13 protein-coding genes and 1 pseudogene are annotated in these 18,490 nt (G+C 36.2%); 5 read left to right on the top strand and 9 right to left on the bottom strand.

Annotation, left to right across the window (positions count from 1 at the left end):
* Window positions 1–98: 98 nt before the first annotated feature.
* The 3 genes from thrS to IPK91_09355 all read left to right on the top strand — a co-directional run bounded on the left by thrS (window position 99) and on the right by IPK91_09355 (window position 3,363).
* Window positions 99–2,018 (top strand): threonine--tRNA ligase, encoded by a 1,920-nt coding sequence (gene thrS / locus IPK91_09365; GenBank protein MBK8297466.1) that lies wholly within the window; start codon window positions 99–101, stop codon window positions 2,016–2,018.
* Between the two features lie 3 nt (window positions 2,019–2,021).
* Window positions 2,022–2,705, top strand: a complete 684-nt coding sequence (locus IPK91_09360; protein MBK8297465.1) for a DUF4918 family protein — start codon at window positions 2,022–2,024, stop codon at window positions 2,703–2,705.
* 124 nt (window positions 2,706–2,829) lie between these two features.
* A complete protein-coding gene (locus IPK91_09355) occupies window positions 2,830–3,363 on the top strand; it encodes a hypothetical protein (protein MBK8297464.1) in 534 nt (177 codons plus the stop codon).
* Window positions 3,364–3,629: 266 nt separating this feature from the next.
* Here IPK91_09355 and IPK91_09350 read toward each other — a convergent pair whose 3' ends face one another.
* Both IPK91_09350 and IPK91_09345 read right to left on the bottom strand, forming a co-directional pair.
* Window positions 3,630–4,685: an IS3 family transposase gene (locus tag IPK91_09350; protein MBK8297463.1), complete on the bottom strand. Its 1,056-nt coding sequence runs from the start codon at window positions 4,683–4,685 to the stop codon at window positions 3,630–3,632.
* Window positions 4,682–4,999: a transposase gene (locus tag IPK91_09345; GenBank protein ID MBK8297462.1), complete on the bottom strand. Its 318-nt coding sequence runs from the start codon at window positions 4,997–4,999 to the stop codon at window positions 4,682–4,684. The genes IPK91_09350 and IPK91_09345 overlap by 4 nt, the downstream gene beginning before the upstream one ends.
* 340 nt (window positions 5,000–5,339) lie before the next feature.
* On the opposite strand from IPK91_09345, the gene IPK91_09340 reads away from it, so the two are divergent.
* On the top strand, window positions 5,340–5,615 hold the full coding sequence (locus IPK91_09340) for a hypothetical protein (protein MBK8297461.1): 276 nt from the start codon (window positions 5,340–5,342) through the stop codon (window positions 5,613–5,615).
* A 6-nt stretch (window positions 5,616–5,621) separates the two neighbouring features.
* Entirely contained in the window at window positions 5,622–6,755 is a 1,134-nt protein-coding gene (gene ltrA, locus IPK91_09335; protein ID MBK8297460.1) for a group II intron reverse transcriptase/maturase, read from the top strand.
* Between the two features lie 340 nt (window positions 6,756–7,095).
* On the opposite strand, the gene IPK91_09330 is transcribed toward ltrA, so the two are convergent.
* The 7 genes and pseudogenes from IPK91_09330 to purD form a co-directional block, all read right to left on the bottom strand.
* Entirely contained in the window at window positions 7,096–7,482 is a 387-nt protein-coding gene (locus IPK91_09330) for a hypothetical protein (protein ID MBK8297459.1), read from the bottom strand.
* 91 nt (window positions 7,483–7,573) lie between these two features.
* A complete protein-coding gene (gene htpG, locus IPK91_09325) occupies window positions 7,574–9,436 on the bottom strand; it encodes a molecular chaperone HtpG (GenBank protein MBK8297458.1) in 1,863 nt (620 codons plus the stop codon).
* A 604-nt stretch (window positions 9,437–10,040) separates the two neighbouring features.
* Window positions 10,041–11,399 (bottom strand): peptidylprolyl isomerase, encoded by a 1,359-nt coding sequence (locus tag IPK91_09320; GenBank protein ID MBK8297457.1) that lies wholly within the window; start codon window positions 11,397–11,399, stop codon window positions 10,041–10,043.
* A gap of 2 nt (window positions 11,400–11,401) precedes the next feature.
* Window positions 11,402–12,274, bottom strand: a complete 873-nt coding sequence (locus tag IPK91_09315; protein ID MBK8297456.1) for a hypothetical protein — start codon at window positions 12,272–12,274, stop codon at window positions 11,402–11,404.
* Between the two features lie 7 nt (window positions 12,275–12,281).
* Entirely contained in the window at window positions 12,282–14,243 is a 1,962-nt protein-coding gene (locus IPK91_09310; protein ID MBK8297455.1) for a peptidylprolyl isomerase, read from the bottom strand.
* A 304-nt stretch (window positions 14,244–14,547) separates the two neighbouring features.
* The gene (locus IPK91_09305) at window positions 14,548–17,001 is read right to left on the bottom strand and encodes a bifunctional UDP-N-acetylmuramoyl-tripeptide:D-alanyl-D-alanine ligase/alanine racemase (protein MBK8297454.1); all 2,454 of its coding nucleotides are present in this window, start codon (window positions 16,999–17,001) and stop codon (window positions 14,548–14,550) included.
* Window positions 17,002–17,010: 9 nt separating this feature from the next.
* Window positions 17,011–18,302: pseudogene (gene purD / locus IPK91_09300) on the bottom strand (phosphoribosylamine--glycine ligase).
* Window positions 18,303–18,490 lie beyond the last annotated feature (188 nt).

The raw sequence follows: 18,490 nt of genomic DNA, 5'->3' as shown, positions 1-18,490 counted from the left end.
TATACAAATAGCAGATAATTAATTTAATACATATTAAATTAATATCAAATATTAAATCTCTTTAAAAGCCTTAACTTTGGCTTTTGAAATTTAGTGTGATGATCCAGATTAGCTTTCCGGACGGAAGAAAACAAGAATACCCTGTAAATACTACAGCTTTAGAAATTGCAAAGTCTATCAGTGAAGGCTTGGCTCGCAATGTTTTGGCAGCAAAAGTAAATGGTGTCGTTGTCGATGCAGATCGCCCCATTGATTCCAATGCATCCCTTCAATTATTAACCTGGTCTGATAAAGAAGGCAAATCCACCTTTTGGCATTCTTCGGCGCATCTGATGGCTGAAGCTTTGGAAACGTTTTTTCCCGGAATCAAATTTGGTATCGGTCCACCAATCGAACAAGGTTTTTATTATGATGTAGATCCTGGAGATCAGGTAATTTCTGCTAATGATCTTTTAAAAATCGAACAAAAAATTATCGAACTGGCTCGCCAGGCCAATCCCTATAAACGAGAATCGGTTTCTAAAGAATATGCACTCAACTATTTTAAAGATAAAGGAGATGAATATAAACTCGAATTAATTAACGAGTTGCAAGATGGAAACATCACATTTTATCATCAGGGCAATTTTACAGATCTCTGCAAAGGTCCTCACATTCCAAATACAGGATTTGTTAAAGCCATCAAATTGACAAGCATCGCAGGTGCTTATTGGAGAGGAGATGAAAAACGCAAACAACTTACACGCATTTATGGAATCAGTTTTCCAAAAGCTAAGGAACTGGAGGACTATTTGATTTTATTGGAAGAAGCCAAAAAGCGGGATCACAGAAAATTGGGACAGGAATTGGAGTTGTTTATGTTTTCTGAAAAAGTGGGAGCCGGTTTACCGATCTGGTTACCAAAAGGAACTGCCTTGCGTCAACGACTGGAAGATTTTTTAAAACAAGAACAAATTAAACGTGGATATACTCCGGTAATTACACCACATATCGGACATAAGTCATTATATCAAACCAGCGGCCATTGGGAAAAATACGGACAGGATTCATTTCAACCGATTCATACACCACGTGAAGGTGAAGAGTTTTTATTGAAACCTATGAACTGTCCGCATCACTGCGAAATTTATGGTCATAAACCCAGATCATACCGTGATTTGCCTTTGCGAATTGCAGAATTTGGAACAGTATATCGCTACGAACAAAGTGGAGAGCTGCATGGATTGACCCGAGTGCGTTCGTTTACTCAAGATGATGCACATATTTTTTGTACACCGGAACAAGTCAAAAATGAATTTTTAAATGTGTTGGACTTGACCATGTTGGTTATTAAAAAATTGGGATTCGATCATTTTACTGCTCAGATCTCCTTAAGAGATCCTGAAAATAAAGAAAAATATATTGGCTCAGAAGAAAACTGGGTTAAAGCCGAACAAGCAATTATCGATGCAACAAAAGAAGTGGATCTGGTAACGACCACCGAATTGGGTGAAGCTGCATTCTATGGACCTAAATTGGATTTTATGGTTAAAGATGCTTTGGGTCGTTCCTGGCAATTGGGTACCATTCAAGTAGATTACAATTTACCGGAACGCTTTCAACTTGAATACATTGGTGCAGACAATGCAAAACATCGTCCGGTAATGATTCATAGAGCCCCCTTTGGTTCGATGGAACGTTTTATAGGCGTACTCACCGAACATTGTGCAGGTAAATTTCCATTATGGTTGACTCCGGATCAATTTGCAATTTTACCAGTAAGCGATAAATATCTTGATTATTCCAATACGCTCCAATTAAAATTAGAAGCAGCTGGTTTCCGCGGATTTATTGATGATCGTGTGGAATCAATTGGCAAAAAAATTCGCGATACAGAATTAAAAAAGGTGCCTTACATGTTGATTATTGGAGAAAAAGAAGTGGATCAACAAAATGTATCTATACGTCGTCAAGGTTCAGGGGATCAGGGTGCAAGCACTTTGGACGAATTTATTGCCTTGCTACATTCCAATTTATAGTGTTTGCATAATCAGACTTCTTTTCTAGAAAAGCTACTTGAATATATTAAGGGTTTTGAACACCAATTACCTGAACTTCCGGATGGAATTCTTCCATTGCTCCCATACAATCAAGAAGAAGTGTTGGAATTGGCAAAACAGTTTTACAATAAATTTTATTCAAATAATAATACGAGATCATTGATTCTTGGAATTAATCCAGGTCGCCTGGGTGCGGGCTCGACCGGCATTCCATTTACCGATGCAAAACGTTTATTCGAGGATTGTGGAATTCAAAATCAATTAAAATCCTATGAACCTTCTTCGGTATTTATTTATAAAATGATTGAAGCATATGGCGGTGTGGAATTATTTTATTCCGACTTTTTTATTAGTTCAACATCTCCAATTGGGTTTGTAAAAAATGGTAAAAATTACAATTATTACGATGAAAAAAACCTACTGACTCGTTTAAAACCATACATGCTGTTTCAATTAGAACGCCTTCTGAACCTAGACCTTAAAAGGAATAAAGTTTTTTGTTTAGGAGAGGGCAAAAATTATCAATTCTTAAACGAAATGAATAAATCGAAGCAATGGTTTGGGGAAATCCAGCCACTGCCTCATCCACGATTCATTGTCCAATATAAGAGCAAGGAACTGGATGCCTATATTGATCGATATCTACAAGCATTCATATTAAAATAATCCGTATTTGTTTTTTAAGTTTCCAGATTTATTAACGTTCCATTTGCCAAATCTTAAAAGCATTTAACATTGATCAGATAAGAAAAAACTAATTTTGTGGCCTCAAAATTAAACACAATACAAAATGAAAAAATTAATTGCAATTATTACCCCGGTATTATTTTTAGTTTCCTGTAAAAATGTAGAGCAATTCCGTGCTCCTATTGAAGCATTATCTGCTGATTGGGAAAAAGCTACAACTGCTGTTACAGAAGTTGGAACGATGTTAGGCGCTGCACAATCTTCATTGGCTTCTTTAAAAGATAGTTTAATGGTAGATCCAAAAATAGCTGCTAAGATGAAACCTGAAATGACAGCTTCCTTAGACTCTATGAAAACTGCATTTATGTCACAAACTGAAATGATCGGTGGAATGGCTTCTGAAGTTACTTCTTTTGCTGGTAGCTGGCAGGAAATGTCTACCAAATTAGCTGCTTTGAAAGAAGGCTTGGCTTCTGGAAAATTAGAAGGCGATGTAATGGCTCAGGTAAACGAACTTAAAACAGCTGTTATGGATGCTTCTACAAAAGCAGATGGATGGAAATCTAAATTAGATGCTACAAAAGCTGCTGCAATGGCTGCTTACGAAATGTATAAGCAAAAAGCTATGGTGAAGTAATTTCACCAGGAATAATAAATCGAAATAGATAAATCAAAGGGGATTCCGGAAACGGGATCCCCTTTTTTATGTGCGCTATGCATACCATTAATCTTTAGGGTGAAAGTCCCGAACGAGCCATCCAACGGGAATCGTTAATCCAAAACAAGGGTGTTTGTCGTGAGACAGAATCTGAAGGAAGTGGCGGATAAAATTGTGATCCAACGAACAGAAACAGAATACAAGGCTTATGCTGATGGTAAGTGGGCATTAGACTGCGAAGTGTCTTAACCCCCAATTAACTGGACGGAATTTCTAAAACAGTTTTGTACTAAATCATCATTATCCTGATCACCTGCCAGGCGAAGATAGGCCGTTTCGTTGAACAAGTCAAGGTTAAACGGAGCGGACTCATTGCGCAAGCCTTCGCTGTCCGACCTTGACATGTCCACCGAAGCCGGCTCAAATGATTGCCTAACAGGTGAACAGGATAAACCTTGTTCCCATTTTTGCATCGGAGTTATATTTCCAATTGCGCCATGTTTTCTTTTATAATTGTACCAGTACATGTATTTTTGGATATGTTGTCTTGCATCGTAATAACTTGAAAATATAAATCTGTCGATCAATTCGGTTTGCTCAATTGAATGAAATGCTTCGATGTATGCATTCTCTTCTGGTGTTGATACATGTGTGAATTCCTGTTTTGCTTCCAATTCTTTTAATGTTTGGCGTACGCTGTTTGCTAAAAACTGTGAGCCATTATCATTACGTATGATAACTCCTTTCAATCCAAAGCGTAAATCCAACCATCTCATCAATGCGACAACATCTGTTTGCCTGACACTGGGTTTAAAGATCCAGCATAAAATTCTTCTGCTGAATACATCCATTATTGCAAGTTGATAATACCAGCGTTTATCTCCTTGGACCCAAACATATTTTATATCAAGACATAGATATTCCATAGGCCTTTTTGCATCGATCCGACGGTGCTTCACCCATTTTCGTTTTCCTTGTACGCTTATTCTTTTGCCACTCAATAAATGATTCACTTTCATCAAACGATAAACCTTCTTCTTATTAATCAGATATTCTAAATCTCGAAGTTCACAAGTCATTTTTGCATAACCATAAACGCAATAATCCATTGAAAGAATTGCACGTATTTGATCAACAACTAATGTGTTCTCTACCATCCCACATTTACCAATTGGTGTGTGGGTGCTAGGTTTCATTCCTCTTGGACTCGGATGAGCTTTATAGTATTGACTACTCTTTGCCACTTCAGCCCATTTGCAAAGATTTTCAACACTTGTTCGTGCTTTATACCTAATTATCATTTCCTTTCTATGTGATAATGGGCATCGCTTTTTTTTAAAAGCTCTGTTTTAAATTCCAGCTCAAGGGCTTGGTTACCAATGATCCGCTTAAGTTTTGCATTTTCTTCCTCTAATAGACGTACCTGTGGATCTACCCGTCTGTATTCAGATTTTAAGCCTTCCTTTCCCTTTGCTAAATATTTACGCCTCCAATTATAAATTAAGGACGACGACAGACTGTATTTTCTACAAGTCTCTGTGTGGCCTAAACGCTCTGCCTCCTGTAAGATACTATGCTTCTCTTCCGGAGTAAATTGTCTTCTTTGTTTTGTCATTTTTCCTAAAATTACTGTGACTAAATTGATTTTCAATATTTGTCCAGTCTTTTAGGGGGCTAAGACAGAAGCCAAATAGTTGGACGTAAACAGCAGTAGTAAATTCTGTGGATTACAAGGAAAGAGTAATGAGTTTACCATAGGAGATCTGTGAAGAAAAGCGGAGGCGAAGACGAGCGAACTGGAATAGCAAAGCATCTAAACAGAAGTCAGCAGAGGTCATAGTACCAAAGAAGTTTCTGTAATGGAAATGGAGGGAAGGACTGAATCCTTAAAGTTGATGAAGTTTTTTTTTTTTAGGTAGTAAAAGCTAAAATCGAAAGATTAAATGGACAGGAAAATGTCGAATATCCAGATGAAGTCTGCGAGACAGAAAGAATGTGATATAAGCGACAGCCTTTTCGCTGTGGCCATACCCGTATGGTATGAAAGCAGCGGAAAGGTAAGTCCTCAATGGCTATCTGCGTGTGAAGAACAACGACATCAGACGAAAGATTTAATGGAAGCAATAGTAGATCCATTAAATTTAGAAGAAGCGTGCAAGCGAGTAGTACGCAATGCAGGCAAAGGCGGAGTAGATGGAATGCAAGTAGGAGAACTAAGAAAATGTTTGTAAGAAAATTTGCAAACAATACAAGATGAGCTACTTGACTGTAAATACAAAGCGGAAGCAGTGCGAGGTGTACAAATTCGCAAACCCAAAGGGACAGGCTATCGTCAGTTGGGAATTCCAACGGTACGAGACCGATTAGTACAACAGGCCATTGCGCAACAATTGCAAAAGTGGTATGACCCAAGTTTCAGTGAGAACAGTTACGGATTCCGGCCAAAACGAAATGCACATCAGGCATTAAGTAAAGCAGCGAAGTATGTAACAGAAGGAAAGCGTCATGTAGTTGACATAGATTTGGAAAATTTTTTCGATGAAGTAAATCATCACCGATTAATGTGGTTACTAAGCACACGAATTAGTGATAAACGAGTGTTGTGGATAATCAAAGAATTTCTAAAATCAGGGATACTACAGGATGGACTAATGCAACAACGGACAAAAGGTACACCACAAGGGAGTCCACTAAGTCCGTTGTTATCGAACATAGTACTCGATGAATTAGATCAAGAACTAAATCGACGAGAGATAAGCTATGTAAGATATGCCGACGATATGCAAATATTTGTAGGCAGCAAAACTAGTGCAGAACGAGTAATGAGAAGCATTACAAAGTTCATAGAGGGAAGAATGAAACTGAAGGTAAATCGCAGTAAGAGTGCAATTAGAAAATATTATGAAACAAACTTTCTGGGACATAGTATTTTAAATCAAGGCAGAGTTGGATTAAGCAGAGAAAGCGAAGCAAAGCTAAAATCAAAAGTGAAGAAAATAACACGACGTAACCGTGGAGTGTCATTCGATCGCGTTTTACACGAACTTAGACCAGTATTACAAGGGTGGCTTAACTACTTCAAATACGCAAGTATGCAAAAGAAGCTCAAAGTAATCGATGGTTGGTTGCGAAGGCGCTTGAAATGCTTTCGATTGAGGCAATGCAAACGCTGCATAGGAATCGTACGATGGCTAAGGAAACTGGGAGTTGAGGAAACATTATGCTGGAGAACAGCTCTCAGTGGTAAAGGATGGTGGCGTTTAAGCAACAGTCCTGCCCTTAACATTGGAATGAACAACGATTGGTTCGCAGTTCATGGCTATTACAGTCTTGCATTACACCATGAAAAGCTTCACCGTAAGATACTTTAAGGAAACCGCCGTACACGTAAGTACATACGGTGGTGTGAGAGGACGGTAAAGCTTAGACTTATAGTTTATCTTTACCTCCTACTTTAATTTGATACAAATTGTTGCGGTGAATAGAAGAAGAGAATTGCCACGAATGCACGAATGAATGCAAGAATGGAATACGAATAAAAGAATTGCCACGAATGCACGAATGAATACACGAAGGGAACACGAATAGAAGAATTGCCAAGAATGCACGAATGAATACACAAAAGATAATTTCTTCATTCGTCTTTAATTCGTGCATTCGTGGCGAAATTCTTTCATTATTTGTAATTGATACGAATATTCTTCATAAAATCTAAATAGATTTACTAAAAGGTTTGTATTTGATAAAATAATATCCCGCTAGTAGTAAAAAGGGCATTGTGGAAGCAATTATTTTAAAATTCATACCTAAGAGTCCCACCAATAATATAAAGAGCACCAGCAAAGACAAGGCAAGAATTCCAATGCCGTTGAGTTTATTTAAAGGCCTTGGATAGACTATACAAATCAACAAAATTAGCTGGCTGAGAATGCCAGTTAGAATCAGTGGATGGGTCAGCGTATTTAATAGGTCTCCTTCTTTAGTCAATATCGTCAACTCAAGTTGATAGAAAAAGGTAGAATGATCACCCGGCCATTCCAAATAACAAAAAGAAAAGCTAATAAGTAATAATATATTTAGCAGTCTTTGAACCAACATCGCTTTTTATTTTAGATTAAAAATAATCAAACTTGCTGATTTCAAATAAATATTGAAATTTATTTAGCTGTGAATTTTATATGGAATTTAGCTAGACCCGATCCAAACTTTTCTTAACGAAATCATGCAGACCTTCTCCTTGCAACATATGTTGATCGAGGAGAGCTAATTTAAACAGGTAATCGGCAAGTTCCTTTTGTTTTTCCGGGTCCGTTTCTGAAAGAATCTTTTGGGAGACCAGCGGATGATTTCCATTGATTACACTTTCAAAGTGATTTAAAAAGGGATTGTCTTCTGAATCTCCTTTCATGGCTGACATCATGTATTGCATTTCTGTCATGCGTCGCATGAATTCTGGCTTTACTATGAGTACGGGAGGATCATTCGGGGAAAGGGATTTGACTTCAGTTTTACTGGCTTTATTGGTCGATAAAGATTTAAATAATTCTTCAATGGTTTTTTGTTCACTCTCCGATAACACCAATTCTGTTTGTTCTCCTTTATCTATCAAATGGTTTAGGGTATCTGAATCGACTCGCTTAAAAGTCATTTCAGCTTTCATTTCCAAATGCTGAATGAAGTGATTATCCAGTACATTGTTTAATAGCAATACATCATAACCGTGTTCTTTTGCATTTTGAACACTTCGATAGTGTAATTTTAAATCATTCGTATATAATGCTACCAGGCGATTGTCTTTGTCCTTCTGAGTATCTTTTATTTTTTCTTTATATTCTTCTATAGTGAAACAGTCTTTATCTGAATTTTCCAATAAGGTAAAGGACATGGCTTTTTCAGCAAATTTTTCATCGGATACCAATCCGTATTTTACGAATGTACTGATGTCTGTCCATTTATTTTGAAAGTCCTTTCGATCTTTTTTAAACAGTTCACTTAATTTTTCCGCAACCTTTTTGGTGATGTAACCTGATATTTTTCGAACGTTGCTATCTGCCTGTAAATACGATCGGGATACATTCAATGGAATATCCGGAGAATCAATTACACCATGTAAAAGCATTAAAAATTCTGGAACAATTTCTTTTACATCGTCGGTTACAAAAACCTGATTGCTGTAAAGGTGAATTTTATTTTTCTGAACTTCAAAGTTTTGTCTGATTTTAGGAAAATAAAGTACACCTGTCAAATTAAAAGGAAAATCAATATTCAAATGAATCCAGAACAAAGGTTCTTCTGCATAAGGATATAGTTCACTGTAGAAGGATTTGTAGTCTTCATCTGTTAAATCAACCGGGGTCTTTTTCCAAAGGGGATCGGTGTTGTTGATAATATGAGCTGTTTCAATCTCTTTTTCAGTTTCACCTTCTTTAATGGTTTCCTTTTTTGTTCCAAACTGAATGGGGATCGGTAAAAATTTGCAAAATTTTTCGAGCAGGCTTTCAATTTTAGTATGCTCTAAATAGTCTTTACAGTCTGCTGAAAGATGCAGTATAATATCAGTTCCGCGCGCAGCTTTATCGGTGTTTTCAATAGTAAATTCGGTATCGCCATTGCAAGTCCATTTTACCGGAACGGAATTTTCACGATATGATTTTGTTACAACTTCAACTCGATCTGAAACCATGAATGCTGAATAGAAACCCAATCCGAAGTGCCCAATAATAGAGGCCTCCCCTTGATATTTGCTGATAAATTCTTCAGCAGAAGAAAAAGCCAACTGGTTCAGGTATTTTTGAACTTCTTCTTCATTCATGCCAATTCCTTTATCCCGGATGGTTAGCGTGCCGGCTTCTTTATCGATAACGACTTCAATTGTTAATTCGCCCAAAGCTCCTTTTGCTTCTCCTTTTGAAGAAAGAACTTTTAGTTTCGTTGTTGCGTCAACCGCATTGGAAATTAACTCCCTGAGAAAAATCTCCTGTTCAGAATAAAGAAACTTCTTAATTATGGGGAATATATTCTCCGTTTGGACTGAAATTCTACCGGATTGCATGATATTAGGTTTTTAGTTATAACTGAGCTAGTCAAAGCCTGTGCCATCCTATAAAAACTGTCAAATTGACTCAAATTGTGAGCAGTTTCTGACATTTAGGGAAAGGCCCCACCTTATATAAAGGGAATCAGACATGAATTCTAATTCTATAAATTAAATGAATCATTTTCTGATCTGCTAAAGTCGTGTTTTGGCACTCCTTTCTGGAATGCGGAACAATTTCAAATGCAGTTCAAATCAGTCCTTTTCTAAACATTTAATCCCTCACATTAAACAATTTGAAATGCAATTACATAATCAAAGAACTTAAAATACGAGTTTTTTAGAAATAATAATAAACTGATAATCAATGATTTAAATGCTGTAAATTTATTAGAATGGGTAAATATGTAAAAAAAACTTGATTTCTACTAAAATTGGCAAGATTTCTGCATAATACTAGATGTCCGCTTGAAAACCGGACGCGTACCCAAAGAATTGGATACGAGACAATTTTTGAGATCGGTTTGCTGGGGGGTATAAACCGATCTCTTTTTTTTTTATCCAAAGCAATTTGTTAGAAGCCCCTAAGGCTAATATTCCTTGGCTTTATAAATCAACTAATTTATTCTGAAAGGATCCAACTGCCAACCTCTGGGCAAAGGGCTTTAATACTCGGGTCAATTTCAATATATGCTTTTGGGACATTGTTGCCCAACCACTCTTGAAACTTCATATTCTTTTTAAAATCTTTTGCAGCGGATTGAATCTTAGCATAATCTTGTTTTAAGTTTGCTTTATGTGGTGCTGTTTTAGAGAGCAGTTTTACAATCCGGTATGATTTTGAGCCATCAAGATCTGTGGAAACAAAGGGTTTTGATATATCTAAAACTTTCAAGCCATCAATTGCAAAAAATACATCGGGATCTAAATCACCCGTTTCAAAAGTTGCGGTTCCCGTTTTTGGATTTAATAATTGACCGCCATTGTTAAAAGATTCTGCTTTCTTATCTGAAAAATAGCGCACTGCTGTTTCAAATGGGATGCTGTCTTTTATAATTAGATTTCGGATAGAGTCTAAGTAGTGTTCCGCTAATTTTAAATCTTCAGTTTCAACTTTGGGCTTAATTAAAATATGCCTGCTTAAAATGGAATTTCCGCGGCGTTCCAACAATTGAATGATGTGTAATCCGTATTCTGATTCTACAATTCCTGAAATCGAATCTTTCTCAAGGTTATAAGCCACTGCTTCAAATTCAGGCACCAGACTTCCTCTTTTCATCCAACCCAAAGCACCTCCATTTTTAGCAGAACCCACATCGTCTGATACTAAACTGGCAATTTTACCGAAATCTTCACCATTCCGGATCCGCATTAAAATTTTCTCTAGCTTTTCTTTAGCAGCTTTTTTCTGAGCGGCATTAATTTTTGGTTTATATACAATTTCAGAAATCTCAACTTCGGAATTAAAATAGGGGATGCTATCTTTTGGAATTCTATCAAAAAAAGCTTGCGTTTCTTCAGGGGTTACGCGAATCTCTCCGATAATTTTATTCTGAAGACGTTCTGCAAGCAATTGATTTTTCAAATCTTCTTTAAATCGTTCTCTTGTATCAGCAACACTTTGACCATAGTATTCTTCAAATTTCTGGAAGTCGTTATTAAAATAAGCTAAAATCTGTTCCAATCTCGCATTTAATTGTTGCTCAATCTCTTCATCTTTAATTTCAATACTATCCACTTTGGCTCGGTTGATCATAAATTTTTGAATCAATAAATTTTCCAAAATGGAACAGGAGGGATCATCCAATGAAGCCCCTTGTTTATTTTTCATAAAGCTGATTTGTTCTTGCCAATCAGAATATAAAATAATTTCACCACCAACCTTAGCTATTATTTTATCAATTGTTTTGGATTGTGCGTATAGATTAAAACTAAACTGGAAAACCAATAGGAATAAAAAAATGAATTTTGATACCTTCATACTTATTTGTTGAGAAACTGGATGTGTTTGTTTTTTAATTCGGATTCATAAAGCTCATTTTTTATTTTCTCCAGCAATTTAATTTTTCGCTGATGAAAAATGGCTTGCGTTGCCTGATCCTTAAAAAAGGATAGGGGCGGTTCTTGATTCGGTCTGACCACTTCATAAAATCGAACCCGGTAGCTATGATTAAAATCTGCAAAATCACGTGTGATGCCTGATTGAATGGTATTTTCAGATATAAATTTTGAAGGCAAATGTTGTTTTACTTCATCCCACTTATACCATTTCTGAGGATTTAAATAACAGATGTCAGCATTATTCTGGCAATATAGATTCAACAGTTGCAAATTTACCTGGTTGATATTTTTCCATAAATTCTCCAGCGTTTTAGATTCTGCAACCGGTTTATTTATTTTTAAGAGTACAAACCTGAAAATCGTACTTTCTAATTTATATTTAGCTTTATTGCTCCGATAATATTCTAATAATTCCTGTTCTGAAATGGTTGTATCTAATTTTTCACGGAGGATTTTTTCTTCAAACTTCAATTGAAGTAATTCGTCTCTAAACTTTTCAGTCAATTGATTGATTTCATCCTGATTCGTAAGCTGTTTTCGGGCTTCTTTGACCATGATTTGATCTTTAAGCCATTTCTCTATAAAATTATTTACAAGCTGAATGCTGTCTTTTGGTGAAAAAGTCTGTTGTGCCTGTTCGCTTAATTCAGAACGTGTTAATTCATGATCATTATAACGAATCATTACAGGATTCGCATCATCATCGGTTGGGTCTGCTGATTTTTTACAAGCCCCTATCAAGCTTATGATAGCTATAAATGAAAGGAACTTTAAAAAAAACCAGCGTTCATCCATGCAATCATTAATTTTTTACCAAACTGTTGAAAACAGTTTCGTTAACTTTTACGGGATATTTGCTTTTCAATTCTTCAACCCAAAGCATTTCAAGATGATCTTGATAATCTGCAATAATGTATCCACGTGCTTCATCCAAAGTTTTAATACCAGCAGGTAAATTTTCTTCAACTTTACGGAATGAATAACTGGTTAAATCTGAATCAAGGCTTAATTCAGTCATACTGCCTTGAGTAAAGCCGATTCCTTTATAACTATCAGGTGATTTTTTCTCGGCAATCAATTTTTGAAAAGAAATATACCTTTTCTCTACATCAAATTTAGCTAAGACCTTATTGATTGAATTCTTTTTAGCAAACTTATAAATTTCGTCTGCAAGTTTTTTATTGGTTGTATCGATACTGATTGCATGAATCACAGCCCGTTCATCCCATTTATAGTTTTGTTTGTTTTTTTCATAATACAATTTCAAGCCTGTGGTATCTTCTGAAGCGCGATCCCATACAACATTTTTTGTAGCTTCAAATAATAATATGCCTTCACGGTATTCTCTCATAAGGGCTTTAAAGTCTGGATATTTATCTTCCAATTTTCCTTCTTCAAATTGAAGACATTTTTGAGAAGCATATTCTTTCAACATATTTTTTAATGTAGTTGAAACATCTTTTTGGTCACCTCCTTGTAAACGTTGACGGGTATTTGTTTTTACATATTCAGCAAAATCACGCGTTCCGAAGTTTTGATTACCCAATGAGAATAATTTTTCATCCACCAAACTGTCTGGTATTCTCCATTTATAAGTAAAAAAGTTTGTATCCATTGCATTGGTAAATCGCATCAATGCTTCTTTATTTTCCTTGTATCCGGATTCTGTTTTTATTTTTTCAATTAATGTAGCTTGTGCAATAGCAAATCGTTGATCTCTTTGAATGTCAGCCTGAATTTTACGTTTAGCTCGTTCATAAGGAATCTCCTCATCTTTATGCAATCTTTTAATAATATGCCAACCAATGCTGGATTCTACTGGCAGGCTGACGTCCCCATCTTTCGCTAGTTTAAATGCAGCTTCTTCAAAAGCAGGTTCAAATTGATTAATTCCAAAGTAACCTATGTTGCCACCTTGTGGAGCTGTAGTTTTATCATCGCTTAGGGTTCTGGCCAGTTCTTCAAAACTCTGTCCTTCTTTTATTTTTTTATAAAGGCTGTCTGCTTTTGATTGAGCAACTAAATCAGCATTGTAGCGTGAAGATTTTTTAATAAGGATATGTGCGGCTTCCATTCTTCGATAGGCAGGACGTTCTGATTCCAAACGGAGCACATGAAACCCAAGTTTTGTTCTAATTGGGCTCGGGTAAACTTGACCAGGCTTTAAGGAATAGGCTGCATTTTCAAGATCATAAAATCCGTCTGGAAACATAGAGGAAAACCATCCGAGGCGACCGCCTTTTTGTGCAGAATTCATATCATTAGAAACTTTACAAGCATCTTCCCACCGAACACCATTTTTTAAGGTCTTAATTGCATTTGCTGCTAATTCATAAGACTTCATCGTATCCGCTCCCGTTGCATTTGGACTTAAGCTAAATAAAATATGATTGATCAAAACATCCTTTTTTTGACGTTCATACACTTCTCTGGCTAGTCTGTCCGTAACTTCCCGATCATTCAGATAATTGGTTGTCAGTTGTTGGCGGTAAACTTCTAATTCCTTAATAAGGGCTGGAATGGTATCAACACCCATATCCCGGGCTGCCTGAACCTTTAATTTAAATTTAGTGTACAGGTTTAAATAATCCAAAAGGGATTTCCTACTAAAATCAGCTTCTTTTTGGTTATTCTTACTATAGATATACTCAAATTCAGAAACCCGAACCTCTTTACCTGAAACAGTAAACAGAACAGGATCTTTATCTTGTGATTGGCCAATCACTGGAATTAACAATAAAAACAGGTAGCTTATAAATCTCATATTTTTTAGTTTAAAAACGGTCAAAATTAAGCAGTAGATACGTTTATAGTTTATTTTATTGGGTGCTGAAATGCCGTATTAACGTAATATTAAAGGTATAATTGCTAAAAACCGGGAAGTCAATAGTCAGAAGTCAAAAAAGCTGATAAGCTTTTAAGCTAATAAGCTAATAGGCTTAAGGATCCTTTAACCTCTAGCCTCCAAACTTCAGCCTCTCAACCATGCAGCCAATCAGCCTTTCAGTCTTCTTTTCCTCTTCTCCTCTTTTCCTCTTGTCCTCTTGTCCTCTTCGCCATTCCCCTACTCAATCCTGCAAAAATACCCGTTTTACACGGGTAGAAATGCCACATAAGATCTCATAGGGAATGGTATCGGAAATTCTCGCAAGCTCTTCAATGGGATTGGTTTTACCAAAAATTTCAATTTCCATCCCATCATAGGTCTGGTTTACAGCACTTAAATCAACCATACACATATCCATACAAACAACACCAATTAAAGGAACTGCAATCCTTCCACAGTAAAGTCGATAAGCCCGGCTCCCTGCAATTCTCGGCAAACCATCGGCATAACCAATGGAAAGGACCCCAATTTTACTGGGATTTATAATTTTCCCTGAGCGGTTGTAACTGACCGTTTCTCCCTGCGTGTACGATTTTATTTGGCTTACCCGGGTTTTGAGGGTATGAACCTTTTCAAGCTTTTTAGCCAATTCTGGATCATTATCGATTCCGTAAAGTCCAATACCCAATCGGACCATGTCAAATTGCAAATCGGGATGTCTTGCGATACCGCCACTGTTCAATAAATGCAACAAAGGTTTGTATCCAAGCGTATCAATTATACAATTTGCCATTTCTTGAAATAGGTGACTTTGTTCTCTTGTAAAATCATCAAAAGAAAACTGGTCGCTGGCTGACAAATGCGAAAAAATACTGACAACCTGAATTTGTTTATTTTGATTTATTATACTACACAAATCCTCTATATCCGGTTTTAAAAAACCTAAACGGTGCATTCCAGTATCAAGTTTGAGGTGAATTTTTATAGGGGTAGCTCTACCAACTTCCTGGATTAGTCTTTGCAATTGATTTATTGAAAAAATTTCCGGCTCCAATCTAAAATCAAATAAACTATTAAAATCACTGGTACCTGTATTCATTACCAAAATGGGTAATTGAATGCCTTTTTGGCGTAAAAGCATGCCTTCATCAGGATATGCAACAGCCAGGTAATCTATCTTTTTATGCTCCAATAAGCGTGCAATTTCATAATGACCGCTTCCGTATGCAGCAGCTTTTACAACGGCCATTATTTTTGTTTCCGGTTTAAGTTTAGATTTATATACATGCAAATTATGGGTTACTGATTTTAAATCAATTTCCAAAATGGTGTCATGTTTCGATAAACTGAGTTGTTGAAAAAATTCTTCTAATTTAAAAATTCGTGCTCCTTTTATTAAGATGAGTTCTTGGTGCAGTTTAAATAAATTTGAATTTTCTAACAGCGCTTCCGTTGTATTGACAAAATAGGATTTAATATCTTTAGAAAGGTATTTTTGAATACTTCGAATGGCATGACCTACTCCAATTAATTTTTGTATTTTGTATTTTTCTAAAAGGTAGGCAACAGAACTCCAAAGCTCCGCTGGATTTTTTTGCTCAGCAAAATCTGTAAGAACCAAGGTCCTGGCCAATTGTTGATTTTGTTGATCTACAAATTGCAATGCTAATTGAAGTGACTTTAAATCCAAACTGTAACTGTCATTTATTAATATGCATCCATTAATTCCTTCTTTTTGTTCCAATCGCATACTCAAATTATGCAAATGATCAAGTCCGGATTGAATTTCAATTTCAGTTAAACCTAAATCAATACACAGGATCAAAACATGCATGCTATTTTCAAGGGAGGCTTCATCTCTAAAGGCTAAAGAAAACGAATAGGTTTTTTGATTATACGATAAATCAATTTGAACTCCGGTATTTGTTTTTTTTATTCTTTGAATTTGAACCGTAGCCTGAAGCTTTTGAGACCAACATAAATTATTTAAATGGTTTTTACGATGATGGTCTATGCTTTCATAATCTTTGCAATAAATTAATTTTTGAACACCTTCAAATAGTTTTAATTTTTCTCTCGTTTTTTCATCGATCCCTGAAAATCCGGCTTGATGTGCATCACCAATATTGGTAAGTATGCCCAAAGTGGGTTGAATCATTTCACGCAAAGTATCCATTTCTCCAACAGTGGATATCCCAGCTTCAAAAATTGCTAATTCATGTTCTTCGTTTAATTCTAAAACAGATAATGCAACACCTAGTTGCGAATTATAAGACTTAGGATTTTTACAAATTTGAAATTTAGGTTGCAATAAACTGGCTAACCATTCTTTTACAATTGTTTTCCCATTGCTGCCAGTTACCCCAATGACGGGTATTAAAAATTTTGAACGGTGATAACTGGCAAGTTTTTGAAGCGCATGCAATACATTCGCTACTTTTAAAAAACAAAGTCTATCATCGAATACAGGATCATAATTACTTACAATAAATACCCGAATTCCTTTTTCAATACTTTCGTTTATAAATGCATGACCGTCTTTCTGAATTCCTTGCAGTGCAAAGAAAGCAGATGATTCAGGATGCATGATATAACGGCTATCTGTTTCAGCATGTAAAATTTTAACATCGGATAAAGCACGATTGTAATCTTTTACATTTAAAATTTCAGCAAGTTGACTGACCCGATAATTCATCAATTGAATTTAAGACAAAAAAGTTTCAAGATCTTTTCCGATGTCTCTTCTGTAATATTTGCCTTCAAATTGTATATGTTCAGCAATTTCATTGCATTTTTGAACTGCTTCTGTAATCGTTTTACCCAACGAACTAACAGCTAATACCCGACCGCCATCTGTTTTCAAGCTATAGTCTTGTTCTTTAGTTCCTGCATGAAAAATCATTTGGTCCGGGTCAGATAAAACAGGTAATTGAATTTCTTTACCTTTTATATACGTTCCAGGATACCCAGCACTAACTAACATAATGGTTGCCGCATAATCTGGAGTGGTTTCGACAGTGATTTCGTTTAAAGTATGTTCGTCCATAGCCTGGATCAGGTGGATTAAATCATTTTTTAGACGGGGCATAATAACTTCCGTTTCAGGATCACCCAACCGGCAATTGTATTCGATAACAAACGGATCGCCATTTACATTGATTAAACCAAAAAGATAAATCCTTTATATGGAATGGCTTCTTCCATGAGTCCATTTAAAGTGGGTTGAATAATTTGATCCCGAACTTTTGTCAACAAGGCATCATCCACAAAAGCTACTGGTGAAATGGCTCCCATCCCACCTGTATTTAAACCGGTATCAGCTTCTCCGATTCGTTTGTAGTCTTTGGCTTCCGGGAGTAATATATATTGACTTCCATTGGTGAGTATGAATACAGAAAATTCAATCCCTTTTAGAAATTCTTCAATTACCACAGTTTGGGATGCCTCTCCAAATCGACCTTTCAACAATTCAACCAATTCTTGTTCCGCAGTTATGTGATCATCGCAAATTACCACTCCTTTACCTGCTGCCAATCCGGATGCTTTCAAAACGATGGGGGGTGTTAATTCATGAATGTAGTCCAAAGCTGCATCCAGGTTTTCTAGCTCAAACGTTTTGTATGCAGCAGTTGGAATATGATGTCGTTTCATAAATTCTTTCGAAAACGCCTTACTGCTTTCAAGTTGTGCTCCGATTTTAGTGGGTCCTACTAAAATGGGTTTTACCTCCCAGTCAGTTTCTAAAATGACATCCATCAAGCCATTCGCTAATGGGACTTCAGGTCCACAAAGCACGATATCTATATTAAAATCAAGAATATGCTGCTTAATGAGATCAAAATCGGAGGCATTTCCCGGTAAATTCATTCCCAATGAGGCGGTTCCTGGGTTTCCAGGCAGGGTAAATAAATTTGCCAACAGCGGGCTTTGTTTGATTTTAGCTGCCAGGGCATGTTCTCTGCCACCGGAGCCTAATATCATTACGTTTTTTTTCATAATTTTGAACATGCGAAGGTAGGCAAATTAAAAGCCCAAATTCACGAAACGATGCATTCAAAAATCTTGAAAAAGATTAAAAACATGTCAAAAAACAGCCAATTAAAGCTAATTTTAACCAAACTGGGCAATACTTAAAATTCTGTAATACTTTAGACGTCTCAAACTTAATTTTAATTAATCCAGCT

This window comes from Saprospiraceae bacterium (assembly GCA_016712145.1).
In the GTDB taxonomy this organism is placed as follows: Bacteria; Bacteroidota; Bacteroidia; order Chitinophagales; family Saprospiraceae; genus Vicinibacter.
This window is presented reverse-complemented; position numbering and strand designations above follow the sequence as displayed.

Coding starts and splice junctions, on each gene's coding strand:
- thrS (MBK8297466.1), top strand. CDS start 99: ATGATCCAGATTAGCTTTCCGGACGGAAGAAAACAAGAATACCCTGTA.
- IPK91_09355 (MBK8297464.1), top strand. CDS start 2,830: ATGAAAAAATTAATTGCAATTATTACCCCGGTATTATTTTTAGTTTCC.
- IPK91_09350 (MBK8297463.1), bottom strand. CDS start 4,685: ATGATAATTAGGTATAAAGCACGAACAAGTGTTGAAAATCTTTGCAAA.
- IPK91_09345 (MBK8297462.1), bottom strand. CDS start 4,999: ATGACAAAACAAAGAAGACAATTTACTCCGGAAGAGAAGCATAGTATC.
- IPK91_09340 (MBK8297461.1), top strand. CDS start 5,340: ATGTCGAATATCCAGATGAAGTCTGCGAGACAGAAAGAATGTGATATA.
- IPK91_09330 (MBK8297459.1), bottom strand. CDS start 7,482: ATGTTGGTTCAAAGACTGCTAAATATATTATTACTTATTAGCTTTTCT.
- htpG (MBK8297458.1), bottom strand. CDS start 9,436: ATGCAATCCGGTAGAATTTCAGTCCAAACGGAGAATATATTCCCCATA.
- IPK91_09320 (MBK8297457.1), bottom strand. CDS start 11,399: ATGAAGGTATCAAAATTCATTTTTTTATTCCTATTGGTTTTCCAGTTT.
- IPK91_09315 (MBK8297456.1), bottom strand. CDS start 12,274: ATGGATGAACGCTGGTTTTTTTTAAAGTTCCTTTCATTTATAGCTATC.
- IPK91_09310 (MBK8297455.1), bottom strand. CDS start 14,243: ATGAGATTTATAAGCTACCTGTTTTTATTGTTAATTCCAGTGATTGGC.
- IPK91_09305 (MBK8297454.1), bottom strand. CDS start 17,001: ATGAATTATCGGGTCAGTCAACTTGCTGAAATTTTAAATGTAAAAGAT.